Annotated in this window: 17 protein-coding genes; 10 read left to right on the top strand and 7 right to left on the bottom strand. The window is 68.3% G+C overall.

What is annotated here, in order from left to right:
* Positions 1 to 111 precede the first annotated feature (111 nt).
* Positions 112 to 693: a hypothetical protein gene (locus AB0E90_RS44595; RefSeq protein ID WP_360418446.1), complete on the top strand. Its 582-nt coding sequence runs from the start codon at positions 112 to 114 to the stop codon at positions 691 to 693.
* 428 nt (positions 694 to 1121) lie between these two features.
* Here AB0E90_RS44595 and AB0E90_RS44590 read toward each other — a convergent pair whose 3' ends face one another.
* Together AB0E90_RS44590 and AB0E90_RS44585 are read right to left on the bottom strand one after the other, a co-directional pair.
* A complete protein-coding gene (locus AB0E90_RS44590; RefSeq protein WP_360418444.1) occupies positions 1122 to 1406 on the bottom strand; it encodes a hypothetical protein in 285 nt (94 codons plus the stop codon).
* Positions 1403 to 1846: a hypothetical protein gene (locus AB0E90_RS44585; protein ID WP_360418442.1), complete on the bottom strand. Its 444-nt coding sequence runs from the start codon at positions 1844 to 1846 to the stop codon at positions 1403 to 1405. The genes AB0E90_RS44590 and AB0E90_RS44585 overlap by 4 nt, the downstream gene beginning before the upstream one ends.
* A gap of 318 nt (positions 1847 to 2164) precedes the next feature.
* Between AB0E90_RS44585 and AB0E90_RS44580 the strand changes: the two genes are divergently transcribed.
* From AB0E90_RS44580 to purE, 5 genes are all read left to right on the top strand, one after another.
* Positions 2165 to 3370, top strand: coding sequence for a hypothetical protein (locus AB0E90_RS44580; RefSeq protein ID WP_360418440.1), 1206 nt, complete (start codon positions 2165 to 2167; stop codon positions 3368 to 3370).
* A 52-nt stretch (positions 3371 to 3422) separates the two neighbouring features.
* Positions 3423 to 4691 carry a polysaccharide lyase family 1 protein gene (locus AB0E90_RS44575; protein ID WP_360418438.1) on the top strand — a complete coding sequence of 423 codons (1269 nt, stop codon included), beginning with the start codon at positions 3423 to 3425 and terminating at the stop codon, positions 4689 to 4691.
* Between the two features lie 236 nt (positions 4692 to 4927).
* The gene (locus AB0E90_RS44570) at positions 4928 to 6916 is read left to right on the top strand and encodes a thioredoxin domain-containing protein (RefSeq protein WP_360418436.1); all 1989 of its coding nucleotides are present in this window, start codon (positions 4928 to 4930) and stop codon (positions 6914 to 6916) included.
* 28 nt (positions 6917 to 6944) lie between these two features.
* Positions 6945 to 8087 (top strand): 5-(carboxyamino)imidazole ribonucleotide synthase, encoded by a 1143-nt coding sequence (locus AB0E90_RS44565; RefSeq protein WP_360418434.1) that lies wholly within the window; start codon positions 6945 to 6947, stop codon positions 8085 to 8087.
* Positions 8088 to 8585, top strand: a complete 498-nt coding sequence (gene purE, locus AB0E90_RS44560) for a 5-(carboxyamino)imidazole ribonucleotide mutase (protein WP_360418432.1) — start codon at positions 8088 to 8090, stop codon at positions 8583 to 8585. It begins immediately after the preceding gene.
* 10 nt (positions 8586 to 8595) lie between these two features.
* On the opposite strand, the gene AB0E90_RS44555 is transcribed toward purE, so the two are convergent.
* Entirely contained in the window at positions 8596 to 9399 is an 804-nt protein-coding gene (locus AB0E90_RS44555) for an SAM-dependent methyltransferase (RefSeq protein WP_360418430.1), read from the bottom strand.
* 202 nt (positions 9400 to 9601) lie between these two features.
* Between AB0E90_RS44555 and AB0E90_RS44550 the strand changes: the two genes are divergently transcribed.
* The gene (locus tag AB0E90_RS44550; RefSeq protein ID WP_360418428.1) at positions 9602 to 11194 is read left to right on the top strand and encodes an MFS transporter; all 1593 of its coding nucleotides are present in this window, start codon (positions 9602 to 9604) and stop codon (positions 11192 to 11194) included.
* On the opposite strand, the gene AB0E90_RS44545 is transcribed toward AB0E90_RS44550, so the two are convergent.
* Positions 11154 to 11966 (bottom strand): helix-turn-helix transcriptional regulator, encoded by an 813-nt coding sequence (locus AB0E90_RS44545; protein ID WP_360418426.1) that lies wholly within the window; start codon positions 11964 to 11966, stop codon positions 11154 to 11156. The genes AB0E90_RS44550 and AB0E90_RS44545 overlap by 41 nt on opposite strands.
* 97 nt (positions 11967 to 12063) lie before the next feature.
* Between AB0E90_RS44545 and AB0E90_RS44540 the strand changes: the two genes are divergently transcribed.
* Together AB0E90_RS44540 and AB0E90_RS44535 are read left to right on the top strand one after the other, a co-directional pair.
* Complete coding sequence (locus AB0E90_RS44540) at positions 12064 to 12855, top strand: SAM-dependent methyltransferase (RefSeq protein ID WP_360418424.1); 792 nt, start codon at positions 12064 to 12066, stop codon at positions 12853 to 12855.
* A gap of 9 nt (positions 12856 to 12864) precedes the next feature.
* On the top strand, positions 12865 to 13221 hold the full coding sequence (locus tag AB0E90_RS44535) for a DUF6086 family protein (RefSeq protein WP_360418422.1): 357 nt from the start codon (positions 12865 to 12867) through the stop codon (positions 13219 to 13221).
* Between the two features lie 25 nt (positions 13222 to 13246).
* On the opposite strand, the gene AB0E90_RS44530 is transcribed toward AB0E90_RS44535, so the two are convergent.
* Together AB0E90_RS44530 and AB0E90_RS44525 are read right to left on the bottom strand one after the other, a co-directional pair.
* Complete coding sequence (locus AB0E90_RS44530; protein WP_360418420.1) at positions 13247 to 13909, bottom strand: hypothetical protein; 663 nt, start codon at positions 13907 to 13909, stop codon at positions 13247 to 13249.
* 169 nt (positions 13910 to 14078) lie between these two features.
* Positions 14079 to 14411, bottom strand: a complete 333-nt coding sequence (locus tag AB0E90_RS44525; RefSeq protein ID WP_360418418.1) for a hypothetical protein — start codon at positions 14409 to 14411, stop codon at positions 14079 to 14081.
* A gap of 386 nt (positions 14412 to 14797) precedes the next feature.
* Between AB0E90_RS44525 and AB0E90_RS44520 the strand changes: the two genes are divergently transcribed.
* A complete protein-coding gene (locus AB0E90_RS44520) occupies positions 14798 to 16471 on the top strand; it encodes an ATP-binding protein (RefSeq protein WP_360418416.1) in 1674 nt (557 codons plus the stop codon).
* 72 nt (positions 16472 to 16543) lie between these two features.
* On the opposite strand, the gene AB0E90_RS44515 is transcribed toward AB0E90_RS44520, so the two are convergent.
* A complete protein-coding gene (locus tag AB0E90_RS44515) occupies positions 16544 to 16840 on the bottom strand; it encodes a hypothetical protein (RefSeq protein WP_360418414.1) in 297 nt (98 codons plus the stop codon).
* Between the last annotated feature and the right edge of the window lie 101 nt (positions 16841 to 16941).

The following is a 16941-nucleotide window of genomic DNA, read 5'->3' as shown; positions in this document are numbered from 1 at the left end:
CCTCCGGCTCCGCGATGTCCAGGTCGTCGTCGCCGTTACCGGAACCTGATGGGCACAGCGTGCGTCCGAGCAGTGACGGCAGCTCAGGTCACGGCATGGGAGGAGCGTTCGATGCGGCGCATGTTTGTCATCGCGGTTGTTGCCGGACTGCTGGCGGCGGCCATGGCGAGTTGTGCCCGCGAAACTGAGGTCAGCGCCTCGCCGACCGGGGAAGCGTCGGCCGGAGACTGGCCGGCGGCAGTCCGGGACGCCGAAGTTTACGTGCAGGTTCTGCGCAGATACCTCGGCACGTCGACAGAGAACTCCTTCCCCGACCGGACCTTTGAGACGGTCTACGTGCTCGACCAGGCTTATCCGGGCGCTGGTGACCCTCAGGGAAAGCAGGAACGGGGCGCGCCCATCAGGCAGAACATCCAGCACCAGATCACCGCTGCCCTCACGCGGGTGGCTCAGGTGGCATTCATCACCGACCGAACCGCCGTGATCGAAACGAGAAACGGCTGCGCGCAAGTCAAAGATGGAGGCATCTTGATCACGCTCGGCACGGTAAACGGCGACGACCACGAGGTGCAGGTCCCTATCAACGGCTTCGTTGCCTGCCTCGGCGCCACATGGCTGACCTACGTTGTGTACAACGAGCCTGGCAGCGGGTGGCGGGTGACAGGCACGACCGGCTCGATGGCGATCTCGTAACCGGAATGAGTCGTGGCGTGCCGGCGACCGGATCTGGCGGGTAGAGCGCCGCTCCTGTGGTGACGTGTTGGGCACCGACCCGCAGAGCCGCCGTTTTTGGAAACCATGCGCGATATCGCCGGACGGTACGGCGGCGACAACGTACGGCTGGTTGTTTGGTTCGACAGCTAGCGGTAGCGGCCGGTCTCGCGTGACCGAGACCCGACCCGGCGGCGAACGACGCCTGGCAGCGATCTGACTGGGGCATGGCGACCCGCCCGAGGGCCACAGGTAATGCCTACGCATCCAATCGAACACGGTGTCCTCGTGCTGCACGATGCTGGAGATCAACGGTCGCAGCGGTTCGGACTCGGCGTCGGGGATGGTTGACCAGCCGTACCAGTAGATGTAGTGCCCGCCCGTCCGGACATCCAGCGTTTCCTCGACTATCAGCCGTGCCCACCACCGCACCAATGCCCAGGCCGCGGCACGCGCAAGACAGGCAAGTCTTGTGGTGCAAGCCGCAGCTCGGCGGTTACCCGGTCGAACAATTCCTGCGCGTCCTGCTCCTCCGCGTGGGTCAGCCCGGCCAGAAGCGGCAGGGATGGTGCGTCGACGCCGGCGAGCAGCGCATCAAGTCCGAGCTGGATGAGCCTGTCGGAGCCGACGTGGCGTCCCACGAGCCGGTCGATCGTCACCGTGCGCAGCGCCGCGATCGAGGCTTCGGTGTTCATGACGTCGCAGTATCCCCAGCCGCGTGCGGACTGTGTATGCGTTTTGCGCGAGGACCGTGGTCAAACCTCATCTCAGCAGCGCCTATCTCTGCCGCCGTGCTGCACAGCATCTCGAAAGGCTGGCGCAAGGATCGGTGCTCAGGGTGGCCGCCGCGATTGGTCGCGGACCGCGACTGCCCTCGGTGCACCTGACGCACGCTCGTGCCGTTTCTGTCGGAGGTGGCAGGTGCCTGCGCCGCCGGCGGTGGAGAGAAGGGGTGAGCTCGGCGGGATCGGGAGTCAGCGTGGTAGGCCGGCCAGGGAACCGTCAGCGGATTCAGATAGATCGCGGTCAGTCGATGCTGCTTGTCTCGTACGACGTTGATCCGGCCGATCTTGGCGAAGGCGCGGCGGGACTGGATCACGTCGACCGTGCCGTCCCAGTTGTTGCCGACGAACATGACCTCTTGCAACGCCGGGCCCGCATGCGCAGGCGTGCCGAGGGCAGAACGGCGACGAGTAGCGCTCCGAGCATGGTCGCTGTCAAGCGATGAGCTAGGGACATGGGAAAAATCTTCCGTCCGCGGAGGCAACCTTCGGCCGTTCCCGAACCACTACAGGTGTCCGGTGTGATCGCCGGGCGCAGAAACGAGCCTGCAACAAAGCTGCAAACAATATTTATTGACTTCAATGCGTCTCAACCCCGACCTTAGAGGCATAACTCCCAAATACCGCTGGTATCCGGTTGCGGTATCCACCCTGCGACAGGAGAGAACTCCATGGCACCCGCACCCCGAGTACGCCGACTGGCCGGCGCCGCCGGACTGGCCACGCTGGTGACCGCCGGGCTCATCGCCGCCGTGACCCACGCCGACGCCGCGACCTCGTCGCTGGCCGCCGCTGCGATCTACGTGTCGCCGAGCGGCACCGCCGGCGCGGCCGGCACCGAGTCCAACCCGACCAACCTCGCCACCGCGATCACTAAGGTGGCCGCCGGCGGCAGCATCTACCTCCGCGGTGGCACCTACCAGCTGTCCACCACCCAGACCGTTGCGGTCGGCAACAACGGCACGTCGGGGGCGCTCAAGACGCTCTCGGCCTACCCGAACGAGAAGCCGGTGCTGGACTTCTCGGCCATGGCCGAGGCCGACGCCAACCGCGGGCTCGCGCTCAACGGCAACTACTGGCACGTAACCGGCATCACCGTGCAGCACGCCGGTGACAACGGCATCTTCGTCGGCGGCAGCAACAACATCATCGAGCGGGTCGTGACCGCCTTCAACCACGACAGCGGCCTGCAGATCTCGCGGGCCTCGTCGAGCACGGCGCAGAGCAACTGGCCGGCCAACAACCTGGTGGTCAGCTCCGAATCGCACGACAACGCCGACTCCGACGGCGAGGACGCGGACGGCTTCGCGGCCAAGCTGACCGTCGGCTCCGGCAACGTGTTCCGCTACGACGTCTCGCACAACAACATCGACGACGGCTGGGACCTGTACGCCAAGACCGACACCGGCCCGATCGGCGTCGTCACCATCGAGGACTCGCTGTCCTACAGCAACGGCACCCTGAGCAACGGCACCGTGAACGCCAACGGTGACCGCAACGGCTACAAGCTGGGCGGCTCGGACATCGCGGTCAACCACATCGCGCGCCGGGACATCGCCATCAACAACGGGCACCACGGCTTCACCTACAACAGCAACCCGGGCTCGATGACGATCGCGAGCAACCTGAGCATCGACAACGCCGAGCGCAACTTCTCGTTCGACGAGGGCACCTCGACCTTCACCGGCAACACCTCGTGCCGCTTCAAGGTCGACGGCTCCAACGACAAGACCGTCGGCACGGTCGGCAGCAACAACCAGTTCTGGACCGGCACGAACGGCTCCCGCTGCACCACCTACAGCGGCGCTCTGGCCTGGTCCTTCGCCTCCACCGGCAAGCTGGCCGTCACCCTCGGCGGCAAGGCCGTCTCGCTCTGACGGCAGGTCCCGCCCCGCTCCCATATTCGTCCGTCCTGCGTAGAGGAATCCCATGAAGGCAGAGAACGATGCTCCGGCGGTGAGCCGCCGGAGGTGGTCGACCCCGCTCATCTCGGCGGTGGCGCTCGCCGCACTGACGGCCACCGGCGTGGCCGCCGCGCACACGGCGTCGGCTTCCACGGACGCCGCCGCGGCGGCCGCCGACAACTCGACCGGCACCGCCACCGCGGGCTGGGCGACCCAGTCCGGCGGCACCACCGGTGGCTCGGCGGCGGCCGCCGCGCAGATCTACACCGTCTCCACCCGGGCGCAGTTGCTGGCCGCCGTCGCCGGCACCGACCCGGCGACGGGCAAGACCAACAAGAAGGCTCCGAAGATCATCAAGTGGGTCGGTTCCATCGACATGAGTGAGGGCAAGGCCTACACCAGCCACGACGATCAGGCCGCCCGCGCCGAGATCAAGCTGAACCCGAACACCACGATCATCGGCGTCGGCGCGAACGCCTACCTGCCGAACGGCTGGTTCATGATTCGCAAGGTCGACAACGTGATCATCCGCAACATCAAGATCACCAATCCCTGCGATCTCGCCCCCAAGTGGGACTCCGGCGACGGTGCCGGCAACTACAACTCCGAGTGGGACGGCATGACCGTGGACGGCTCCACGCATGTCTGGATCGACCACATGTGGTTCACCGATGCGCCGTACACCGACGACATGGAGCCGCTCGGCAACACCGACGCCAACGGTGTGCGCAAGCACATCCAGTGCCACGACGGCGCGCTCGACATCAAGAACGCATCCGACTATGTCACCGTCTCGAACAGCATCGTCGAACAGCACGACAAGACCACGCTGGTGGGTCAGTCCGACAGCAACACCAGCGACGAGGGACACCAGACCATCAGCTTCCTCGGCAACCTGTATCGCAATCTCGGTCAGCGCGCCCCGCGGGTCCGGTTCGGCAAGGTGCACGTCGCCAACAACTACTTCGTCGGTAGTAAGACCGATCCGACCTACCCGCACCTGTACAGCATCGGCACGGGCCTGATGTCGAAGATCATCTCGCAGAACAACGTCTTCGACATCACCGGCGCGGCCGCCGGATCCTGCACGGCTGTGGTCAAGAACCCGAACTCGGACAACCCCGAGGGCAACTTCGCCGACACCGGGTCCCTGGTCAACGGGGCCGCCCTGGCCGGCTGTACGGCGCCCACCGCGGTCGGGTGGTCGCTGCCCAGTGGTTACGGCTACACCTTGTTGCCCGCCGCCCAGGTCAAGGCCTCGGTGCTCGCCAACGCCGGAACCGGAAAGATCTGACGTCGCCAGTGCGGGATCGGCCTCGAGCCGGTCCCGCGCCGCTGCGTTCCGCCGTGATCGTCCCTGGTAGCCGGGGCGTCGTCGTTCGCGGCCATCAGCGAGACACCCGCCTTCACCCGCTGCTCGACGCCATCGAGGCCGTGCTCGGCACCCTGGCCGGGGTGCGTTCGCCGCGACCGAGATGGCGGCTCGCGGCTCTCGGTACTTGCACATGCCGATGTGAGACGCTGGTCAGCGTGAATCGCTTGGGCGCTCTGACCTCGCCGTATCTGCTCCAGCATGCCGAGAATCCGGTGGACTGGTGGCCCTGGTGCCCAGAGGCGTTCGAAGAAGCGCGGCGGCGAGATGTACCGATATTGATATCTATCGGGTATATGTCTTGTCACTGGTGTCACGTGATGGCGCACGAGTCCTTCGAGGACGACGCCGTCGCCAAGCTGGTCAATGACGGGTTTGTCGCGATTAAGGTGGATCGGGAGGAACGCCCCGATGTCGATGCCGTCTACATGACCGCCACGCAGGCCATGACCGGGCAGGGTGGCTGGCCGATGACGGTCTTCGCGACGCCCGAGGGTGAGCCGTTCTTCTGCGGCACCTATTACCCGAAACCGCACTTCACGCGCCTGCTCGAGTCGGTCGCCACGGCCTGGCGGGAGCAGCGCGACGAGGTTCGCAAGCAGGGCGCCGACGTGGTCAAGGCGATCGGTGGCGCTCAGCTGGTCGGTGGGCCGACGGCGCCGATCTCGGCGGAACTGCTCACGGCCGCGGCCGACGGGCTTTTGAAGGACCAGGATCAGGCGTACGGGGGTTTCGGTGGCGCGCCGAAGTTTCCGCCGCACATGAGCATGTTGTTCCTGCTCCGGCACCACCAGCGCACCGGGTCCGCCGAGGCGCTCGAGGTGGTGCGGCACGCGGCTGAGCAGATGGGCCGCGGCGGCATCTACGACCAGCTCGCCGGCGGGTTCGCGCGCTACTCGGTCGACGCGACCTGGACGGTTCCGCACTTCGAGAAGATGCTCTACGACAATGCGTTACTGCTCCGGGCGTACACCCAATTGTGGCGAATCGGCGGTGACCCGTTCGCCCGGCGCATCGCCGACGAGACCGCGGCTTTTCTCCTGCGTGACCTGGGCACGCCGGCCGGTGGGCTGGCGTCGGCGCTCGACGCGGACGCCGACGGGGTCGAGGGTCTCACCTATGCCTGGACGCCCGCCCAGCTGATCGAGGTGCTGGGCGAGGAGGACGGCCGGTGGGCAGCCGATCTGTTCCGGGTGACCGACGAGGGCACGTTCGAGCACGGCAGTAGCGTGCTGGTGCTGGCGCGGGACATCGACGCCGCCGAGCCGGCGCTGGTCGCCCGCTGGAACGACGTACGCACGCGGTTGCTCGAAGCCCGCGCCGCGCGTCCGCAGCCCGCGCGCGACGACAAGGTCGTCGCCTCCTGGAACGGTCTCGCCGTGACCGCGCTCGCCGAACACGGCGTGCTCACCGGTTCGGCGGCGTCCCGGTCCGCCGCGGTCGAGCTGGCCGAGGTGCTCGCCACCCGCCACCTGGTCGACGGCCGGCTGCGGCGGGTGTCGCGCGACGGCGCGGTGGGGGAGCCGGCCGGGGTGCTCGACGACTACGGCTGCGTCGCCGAGGGTTTCCTGGCCGTGCACCAGATCACCGCCGACGGCCGCTGGCTGACCCTGGCGAAGCAGTTGCTCGACGTGGCGCTGGCCCACTTCGGCACCGGTGACGGCGGCTTCTTCGACACCGCTGACGACGCGGAACGCCTGGTCACCCGCCCGGCCGACCCGACCGACAACGCGACGCCGTCGGGTCAGTCGTCGCTCTGTGCCGCGCTGGTGTCCTACGCCGCGCTGTCCGGCGAGACCTCCTACCGCGAGGCCGCCGACGCCGCCCTGGAGAAGGCGGCGCCGCTGTTCGTCAAGCACGCCCGCTTCGCCGGCTATGCGGCGACGGCGGCGGAGGCGGCGCTGACCGGCCCGTACGAGATCGCCATCGCCACCACCGACCCGGACGACCCGCTGGTGGCCGCCGCCTACCGGCACGCCCCGCCCGGGACCGTGATCGTCGCCGGCGAGCCGGACCGTCCGGGAGTCCCGCTCCTGGCCGACCGTCCGCTGCGCGAGGGCCGTCCCACCGCGTACGTCTGCCGGGGTTTCGTCTGTGACCGCCCGGTCACCGAAGTGACCGAGCTGGTCGCCCGCTTGAGTGCCTGAGCTGGAGCATCGCTAGGCTGGTCAAGCCATGGATACCCGAACCGGTCTGCCCGTAGTCGGCATGGTGGGCGGCGGCCAGTTGGCCCGGATGACCCACCAGGCTGCGATCTCCCTCGGCCAGTCACTGCGCGTGCTCAGCGTGACCGCCGATGACAGTGCCGCCCTCGTGGCCGCGGATGTGCGGATCGGCACGCACACCGATCTTGCCGCGTTGCGCGAGTTCGCCCAGGGGTGTGAGGCGGTCACCTTCGACCACGAGCACGTGCCGACCGAGCACATCGAGGCGCTCGAGGCGGACGGCGTCAAGATCTACCCCGGTTCCAAGGCGCTGCTGTACGCGCAGGACAAGGGCCTGATGCGGGAGCGGCTCGCGGCGTTCGGCGCGCCGGTGCCGCGCTGGCAGCGGGTCACCACGGCGGCGGAGATCGAAAGCTTCGCGGGCGGCGTCTGGCCGGTGGTGGCCAAGGCGACTCGCGGGGGGTACGACGGCAAGGGCGTGTGGATGCTGTCGTCGGCCGCTTCCGCCGAAGCCTTGATCGCGTCGGGCACACCGCTGATCGTCGAGGAACGCGTCCCGCTGCGGCGGGAGCTCGCCGCCCTGGTGGCGCGCTCGCCGTTCGGGCAGGTCGCGGCATATCCGATCGTCGAGACCGTGCAGAAGGACGGCATCTGCGTCGAGGTCCTCGCGCCGGCGCCGGGGCTGCCGGAGTCGCGGGCGCTCGAGGCGCAGCAGCTCGCGATCGACCTCGCGCACTCGCTCGGCGTGGTCGGGCTGCTGGCCGTCGAGCTGTTCGAGACCGACGACGGGATCGTGGTCAACGAGCTCGCCATGCGGCCGCACAACTCCGGCCACTGGACCATCGAGGGCGCCAGGACCTCACAGTTCGAACAGCACCTGCGGGCCGTCCTCGACTACCCGATGGGCGCCACGACGCTGACCGCGCCGGCCGTCGTGATGGCCAACGTGCTCGGAGGTCAACCGGGCGGGATGTCGATCGACGAGCGGCTGCACCACCTGTTCGCCGAGGACCCGGGAGCCCGGGTCCACCTCTACGGCAAGCAGGTCCGGCCGGGCCGGAAGATCGGGCACGTGACCGTGCTCGGGGACGACATGACCTCGGTGCGGGCCCGGGCCGCCCGCGCCGCCCAGTGGTTGCAGGAAGGCGAATAGATGACCCCGCAGGTCGGCATCATCATGGGCAGCGACTCCGACTGGCCGACGATGGAGGCGGCGGCGCTGGCGCTGGCCGAGTTCGAGGTGCCGTTCGAGGTCGGGGTCGTCTCGGCGCACCGGACCGTCCGCAAGATGGTCGACTACGCCGAGTCCGCCGCCGATCGTGGCATCCGGGTGATCGTGGCGGGCGCCGGCGGAGCGGCCCACCTGCCGGGGATGGTGGCCGCCCTGACGCCGCTGCCGGTGATCGGGGTGCCGGTTCCGCTCAAGCACCTCGACGGCATGGACTCGCTGCTGTCGATCGTGCAGATGCCGGCCGGTGTGCCGGTGGCGACCGTCTCGATCGGCGGGGCACGCAACGCCGGCCTGCTCGCGGTGCGGATCCTCGGTGCGGCCGACCCGGTGCTGCGCGCGCGGATGGCGGACTTCCAGGCGGGCCTGGAGAAGCTGGTCGCGGAGAAGGACGCGGCCCTGCGCGAGAAGCTGCTCGGTTAGGGCTTCCGCGTCAGGGCTTTTTGGCGACGACTGCCCAGCACATCGCGTCGGCCACGCTCGTCTTCGGCGGGTCGGCCGGATCGGGGAGCCACTCGACGCTGGAGACGATGCCCGGCGCCAGCACCTCCCAGCCCTCGACGAACTGCTCGATCTCCGCGCGGGACCGGGCGCGGTAGGCGCCCTGCCTACCGGTGGCGAGCATGGCGGTGACCTTCTGCCGGGTCGGCTCGGGCAGGGTGTCGAACGTGCCGTGGACGATCACCAGGAAGCTGCCCGGCGCCAGCGCGTCGCGCAGCTCGCGCACGGCGGCGCCGGCCTGCGCGTCGTCCTCGATCAGGTGCAGCACGCTGGCGAGCAGCACCACGACCGGCCGGCTCAGGTCGAGGGCGCCGTCGACCGCGTCACCGGTGAGCAGCTCGCCGACGTCACGCAGGTCGCCCTCCTGGAAGTCGGCCCGGCCCGCGGAACTGCTCATGACCGTGCCGCGGTGGTGGACCGCGACGAGCGGATCGTTGTCGACGTAGACCACCCGGGTGGCCGGCTCGACCTTCTGGGCGACCTCGTGGACGTTGGGCGTGAGCGGCTGCCCGGCCCCGATGTCCAGGATCTGCCGAATGCCGTGCTCGCCGACCAGGTGCCGAACGATCCGCATGACCACGGCCCGGCCCTCGCGGGCAGCGTCGATCATGTTGGGCAGCACGGTCAGGACGGTCTTGGTGGACTCCCGCTCTATCCCGGTGTGGTCTTTCCCGCCGACCCACTGGTTGTAGCGCCGCGACGTGTTCAGCGCGGTCAGATCGGGTGGCTCGGTCATCGGGGAGCACCTCACGGTAGTGGCGGCACGGACCGGTTCCGGCCACTGTAGTCAAACGCGGCGAACGCGGACGTCCGGCTTGTCTGTAGCCGGAAAGTTGTCCGCTGCACGCAATCGGTCGTCCGGTTTTGGCGTTCCGCGTGGGTCCGGTCTGCCCATAGCGTCATTGGTGCTCCCACCTCGCCAAACGCTTGGAGAACCGATGACCGTGACGACCGTGACGACCGCGCGCACCGGGCCACCGATCGCCGCGCCGCGCCGGCCCGGGCTGGTGCTGTTCATGGTCTGCGTCGCGATCTTCATGCTGATGCTCGACGCGACCGTCGTCTCCGCCGGGCTCGCCGACATCCGCGCCGACTTCGACGCCTCCATCGACGGGCTGCAGTGGGTCATCGACGCGTACTCGATCCCGCTGGCCGGCCTGCTGCTGACCTTCGCCACGATCGGCGACCGGTTCGGCCGCAAGCGCATGTTCGTGGCCGGGATGTTCGTGTTCACCGCCGCGTCGCTGGCGCTGTCGGTATCCGGCACGATCCTGCAGCTGGACATCCTGCGCGCGGTGCAGAGCGTTGGCGCCGCCATGCTGTTCGCCACCGCCCTGCCGCTGCTGTCGGTCGCCTACCCGGGCGCCGGGGCGCGGGCCAAGGCGATCGGCCTGTACGGCGCCGTGATGGCCGGCGCGACCGTCGCCGGCCCGGTCGTCGGCGGCGCGCTCGTCACCCAGTTCGGCTGGCGTTCGATCTTCACCGTCAACGTGCCGATCGGCATCGGCATCATCGTGCTGGCCGCGCTGCGGTTGCCGGAGTCGGCCCGGATCCCCGACCGGCGCGCCGACTGGCTGGGCGCGACCCTGCTCACCGGTGGCCTCGTCGCCGGCGTGTTCGGGCTGACCCGCGGCAACTCGCTCGGCTGGCAGTCGGCGCAGGTGGTGGCCCTGATCGGCGGCGCGGTCGTGCTGCTGATCGCCTTCCTGGCCTGGCAGGTGCGAGCGAGGCATCCGCTCTTCGACATCGCCATGGCGAAGAAGCCCGGATTTACCGGGACCGCGATCGTGTCGGTCGCACACATGGCGACCCTGATGGCCGCAACCAGCTACCTCGCCCTGTTCTTCATCGGCACTCTCGGCTACACGCCACTCCAGATGGGCCTGCGGGTGCTGCCGATCAGCGTCGGCGCGATGATCGCCGCGCCGCTGACCGCGATCTTCGCCAAGCGCGTGCCGATCGGGATCTCGCTGCCGGTCACCATGGCGCTGGTCACGGTGGGCATGTGGCTGATGGGCAACTTCGGCTACGACAGCGCGTGGACGCACTTCCTGCCCGGCATGCTCATCGGCGGCGTCGGCCTCGGCTCGCTCACCGCGGTCAACCAGGCCGCGTCGCTGACCTTCGCGTCGCCGGAGAACGCGGGCATGGCCAGCGCCACGTTCGGCACCCTGCGACAGGTCGGCCTGGCCACCGGCGTCGCCGGGCTCGGTGCGCTGTTCAGCCACGTCGCCCGGGAGCGGGCGGCAACCGGGATCGAGGCGCTTCCGGGGGCCGGCTCCGACCTGCCGGCCGACCTGAGGGACCAGTTCGTCCACCAGGTCGGAGCGGGCTCCGGCCACGAGGCTGCCTCGGCGGTGCCGGCGCTGGCGCAGGTCGCCGACCATGCCTCGATCGACGCGCTCAACGCGCTGGCCACCCTGGGCGCGGTCATCGGCGCGGTCTCGGTGGTCCTCGCCGTGCTCGCCTTCACGATCGACGGCCTCCGGATCAAGCGGCAGGCTCGGACCTCGGCACCTGCTTCAGCGTGAGCTCAGACTTGGTAACACCCCCGCCGAAGTACGCGGCGGGAGTGGTGCCGAGCTCGCGGCGGAACGCGGTGACGAAAGCGCTCGCGGTCTTGTAGCCGACCGCGTGCGCGACCCGGGAGATCGGCTGGCCGGCGCCCAGCAGGGGGAGGGCCGCGTTGAGTCGCTCGAAGGTCCGCCAGCTCGCGAAGCTCACCCCGGTCTCGGCGCGGAACCGGCGCGATAGGGTGCGCGTCGAAGCGCCCACCTCCCGGCCCCAGTCCACCAGGTCACGGGGATCGGCCGGGTCGTCCTTGAGGGCGAGGGCGATCCGCAGGGCGAGCGGATCGGTGGGAAGAATGGTCGGAACGGTGGCGACCGACATGGGCGTCATCAGATCCCACAGCACGGCCGTCGCCCGGGCGCGGCGGTCATCGGCACCGTAGTCGAGGTCCACCAGGTACGCCAGGAGCGGCCCGACCATGCCGGTGGCGTCGACGACCGTCGGAACGTCCCAGCGCAGCGGGCAGTCCGCCGGTTCGAAATACAGCGAGAGCATCGCGACCGACGCGGTCGGCAGAACGGCGTGCGCCACGCCGCCGGGAATCCACAGTGCACGCGAGCGCTGCACCACCCAGCGGAAGTCGGCCACCTCCATCGTCAGCACACCGTTCGGAGTCCAGGTGAGCTGGTGCTGCGGGTGGCTGTGTGCGGACACGCTCAGGCCGGCGTCGAGCGGGATGACCAGACCGGAATAGGCTGAATAATCGATCGAGGGATGCTTCTCGCCGGCCACAGATCCCGATGCTACCGACGCGAACCGGGCCCCGCGATCAGCAACACAGTGGACACTATGCTCTGGCGAGGCCCTGGCACTTCTGGAAGGCGGATCGATGACGAACTCCGATGCTGACCTGCAGGCTCGGCTGAACGCCGATCAGCCGCACAGCGCCCGAATCTGGAACTATCTGCTCGGCGGCAAGGACAACTTCGGCGCCGACCGCAACGCCGCCGACGCCGTGCTCGCCCAGCTCCCCGAGATCCGCGACTTCGCCCGGGCCGGCCGCGGCTTCCTCACCCGGGCCATCGGCTACCTCGCCGGCGAGGCCGGCATCCGCCAGTTCCTCGACCTGGGCACCGGCCTGCCGACCGCGGACAACACCCACGAGCTGGCCCAGCGCATCGCGCCGACGTCCAAGATCGTCTACGTGGACAACGACCCGCTGGTCCTGGTCCACGCCCGCGCGCTGCTGACCAGCGACCCCCGCGGCGCGACCAACTACATCGACGCCGACGTCCGCGACCCGGAAAAGATCCTGCAGGCGGCACGGGCCACACTCGATTTCGAGCAACCGGTAGCGGTCATGATGATCGGCATCCTCGGCCACATCCCCGACTCCGATGAGCCGGCCCGGATCGTGCGCACCATCGTCGACGCCCTGCCCGCCGGCAGTTACCTGGCGATCAACGACAGCATCACCACCCCGGCGAACGACGACGCGGTGGAGACGGCCAAGAACGAGGGCGCGAACTATCATTTGCGTACGGTCGAGCAGATCACCGCATTCTTCGACGGCCTCGAACTGGTCGAACCGGGCGTGATTTCCACTCCGCTGTGGCGTCCGGCCCCGGGCGCGACGCCGGGCGAGATCGCGGTCTACTGCGGGCTCGGCCGCAAGCCGTAACGCCGCCCGGTGAGTTACAGCTTCAAATCCGGTGGCGTCATCGTCTGGGATCCCGCGCTGCGGGTCGGCCGACTGTTCCTCGGCCAGGCCCAGACTGCCGCGGAACTCCTGGCCGTGCCGTCCGGCCTCACCAATCGCATCGACGGCACCTGCGACATCGACCCGGCGGCGTTCGCCGCCTTCGTGGCCGCCCTGCAGGAGTGGCGCCTGAAGAGCAGCCACCCGGTGCTGATCCCGCTGGTGCACGGCGTGCTGACCGTGTCGTTGGCGCTGTTGGCGAAGATCGGCCGGGATCTTCCGGCCGGCAGCGGTGAGGCGTGGGAGTCACTCCGCGCCGAAGCCGCGCTCCTCGAGAAGGCGTTCTAGACCTAACCGGATGATCGGGCGTTCGTCAGGCGGTGAAGCGCCCGGCGAACGCCCGGTCGTTCTGGGTCACGCCACCCTTGAACGTAAGGTCGGCGCTGTCCTCGGTCACCTCGCCGGAGATTGAGGCTTCGCCGAGCCCGTCGGTGTAGGGCGTCGCGAAGGCGGCCGGGCCACAGCCGAACTTCCGCGGGAAGTTCAGGCCGTTGTAGGCCAGTCCGGCGCTGGTGCCGTTGTTGATGAGCTCGCCCTCGATCTCGCCATCCGCATAGGACGTGTCGAAGAAGCGGACGTTCACCTCGCGGCCGTCGCGGGTGTCAGTGCCGGAGATGCCGGTCCCGAGCGGCCGGGTGCCGGCCGACGACTGGCTGTTGGTGGCGAGGTAAACGTGCGGGGACGACCCGGGACCTTGGCGGACCACGAGGGTCGCGGCGTAGCGGTAGCTGTTCTCGTAGGCCTGGTTGGTGCAGCCGTCCAGGGCCCGCACGGTGATCTTGAGGGCGCCGCGATAGACGCCGTACGCCTCGCTGGTGCTCTCCTCATCCGCCGACGAGTCCGAGTCCGAAGTGTCCGAATCGGATTCGTCGGAATCTGAGGCGTCCGAGTCCGATTCATCCGACTCCGACTCCGACTCCGACTCCGATTCCGGCTCCGCGTAGGAGGAGTCGGAATCTGTCCGAACCGGCGGCAACGGCCACCCCGGCACCCGCCACGACCAGCACAGCGGCGGCCGCGACCAGGATCTTCCAGCGGAGCCACCGGCGGAACCACGAAGGCGAAGAGAGCATGTCATCACCGTAAGTGAGCGACGCCGCGACGCTCAGCACACGAAGGTGGGACCTGCATTCGAGGGACAGGGCTCAGTCGGTGGCGAGCCCGCTCAGCACGATCGCGGCCGTGACGAGCAGCGCCGCGCCGGACCACCACGGGATCGGAGCGAGGCCCGCATCCTTGGTGATCCAGGCGGCGATGGTCGAGACCAGGGCCACCAGCGGAATGACAGGCAGGAGCCACGCCAGATACACCCGGCGGGGCAGCGGCTGGGGAACCTGGTCGGTGAGCATCGCCACCACACCCAGAGCGAGCGCGGCAAAGACCACCACGACGGTGGCGGTGGTGCTGAGCGCCAGCCACCCATCGGCGCCGGCCCAGTGCAGGATCAACCACACCAGACCAAGCGGAACAACCATCATCCCCAGTACGCCGAAACCGCACCCACATCCCTTAGGAGCCGCCACAGCCGCGATTCTGCCCGCGCCCGCCCGACAAGTCTGTCGGCTACCGGTCCTTGAGGAGCTGCCGCGCCATCACGATGCGCTGCACCTGGTTCGTACCACGCAGGGTGGCCGCGGCACTTTGCAGGGACATCGACCGATGGCTCACTATTGAAACTGACTACAACAACGAGCAGCAACCAGCGCGATCGGCGGCGACCGCGTGAACGCAAGCACGCTTCGCATCAACTTCGCACTTACTTGGCACCTACTTGGCACTTTGCTTGTCAGGGTGCCAAGTAGGTGGTGGGATGGGACCTGTGGGCACTGAAGCTGTCAGGGAAGCGCTTGCTGTACTGCGGAGGATGGGCGGGGAGCCGACGCGGATAGAAGCCAAGCGTGCCGTCGGCGGGATGCCGAAGTCCGTCCGGGAGACGCTTTCCGCCTTCTCGAACACGGACGGTGGGACGATACTGCTCGGTGTCGACGAGGCGAGCGGCTTCAGCCTTGTGGAGCTGACGGACCCTCCGGCGCTTCGCGACGCGCTGGTGCAGATGTCACGAGACGATGTCACGCCACCGTTGCAGATCAGCGTTGAGCTGGTCGAAGTCGAAGACCGGTGGCTGGTCGTTGCCGAAGTGCCCCCGACGCCGGCGGACCGGCGCCCCGTGTACGTCACTGCGCAGGGAGTGTCGGGCGGTTCCTACCTGCGCGGCGGCGACGGTGATCGTCACATGACCGAGGCCGAGATCGCGCTGGTAATGGCCGCACGGACCCAGCCTTTGTACGACCGGGAAGCCGTCGAAGGGACGACCGCGCAGGATCTGGATGACGAGGCGTTGCGCCGCACGCTGCGCAGAATCCGATCCGGGTTTCCCAAGCTCGCCCAGTCGCACGACGCGACGGTCCTTTTCAAGCTCGGGATCACCGCTGGGAACTCGACCGACGCTCCGTTGACGCTGTCGGGGCTCATGGCCTACGGCCAGTTTCCGCAGCAGTTCTTCCCTCAGCTGATGGTTTCGGTGGTCGTGCACAGCCCGGATCGCGCCTCCGGCACGAGATTCCTGGACAATCAGACGGTACGGGGATCGATCCCCGAAATGATCGAAACAACGCTGTCCGTGCTCCGGCGAAACCTCGCGGTCCGGGCGGTCATCAGCGATCGCGGCTCGCGCGTCGATGAGGTCGAGTATCCGTTGGAGGCCGTCCGCGAGGCACTCGTCAACGCACTGATGCACCGCGACTACAGCCCCGTTACCCGCGGCACGCAGGTCCAGGTCGAGCTGTTCCCCGACCGGCTCATCGTTCGCAGCCCGGGCGGCCTTTACGGCGGAGTCACCGTCGACGAACTCGGCGAAACAGGAATTTCGTCCTCACGAAATGCCGTACTGGCCAGCCTTCTCGCCGACACCTACCTCCCCTCGTCGAACGAACTCGTCGCCGAGAACCGGTCATCCGGCATCCCCGCGATGCTCGCCGTAGCGCGCAGTCGCGGTCTGCCCCGGCCCAGCTTTCGCAGCTCCATCGCCAGCTTCATGGTCACCATGGCGAGATCGGAACTCCTCAGCCCCGAAACGCGTCGCTGGATCGCAGGACTCCACGCGCACCTGCCCACGCCGGCACATCAGATCGCCGTGGCGATGCTGCGTGAGGACTACCTGACCAACGAAATGCTCAGACAATGGGGCGTGGACCGCGTCACCGCCGGCCAGGTCCTACGAGACCTTGTCGAGCAGGGCTTGGCCCTCAAGGAAGGCGGCCGCCGCTACGCAAGGTACGTTCTCGACCCCGTCGCTTCCGGACATACGGAAGCCCCTGATCTCTTCTCCGCGCTATCCGCCGAACTGACACCCGACGTAGGACAAGCACTCAAGGCGCGCGGCGAGGCAACCGCCAGCGAACTGGCCGAAACGACCGGGCTGTCCCGACGAGCAGTCCTGAACCATCTGCGCAGCCTGACGGAAGCGGGGGCCATCGACGCCGTCGGCCCCGCCCGAAGCCCTAAGCGCCGCTACCGATGGATCGGACAAGTCGACTGATCCTGATTCGAGGAGCAGGCAGAACCCGTGACGGTCCGTGGCGATCGGATCGCGGCATGACAGTGCGCTGGATCATGAGCCACCGGACCGTGGAACATCCGGCGGGAGAATCCGATTCGGGTCGCTGCCGGGAGGGAAGAAGGCGAGCGAACTCGGATCATTGTCTCGCCCATCGTCTTCACACCAGCCGACGGCGGCGGTGACGACATAGTCGAATTCTGCCGCCGTCTCGATCACAAGAACTTGGAGGGTCTTTCCGCCCAGCCCGGTTGATGCGAGGACGCGGTCACGTGCGGCAGCGGTCGCGCACCGGATCACCAGCCCTTCGTACTCGGTGCGCAGTTTCATGGCCTCGACCGGCTTGAACAAGACGTCGGGACTGCCCCCGGTTCGGTTGACTCCTGACCTGTGAGGACGTGAGTCCTCGCTGGGAGGATGTATCCCATGCCGAAAGCGTTCCCGCCGGAGTT

The organism is Actinoplanes sp. NPDC026619 (assembly GCF_040638295.1).
Lineage (GTDB): Bacteria > Actinomycetota > Actinomycetes > Mycobacteriales > Micromonosporaceae > Actinoplanes.
The sequence above is the reverse complement of the archived record's forward strand: the minus strand, read 5'-3'. Positions and strand labels throughout refer to the sequence as shown.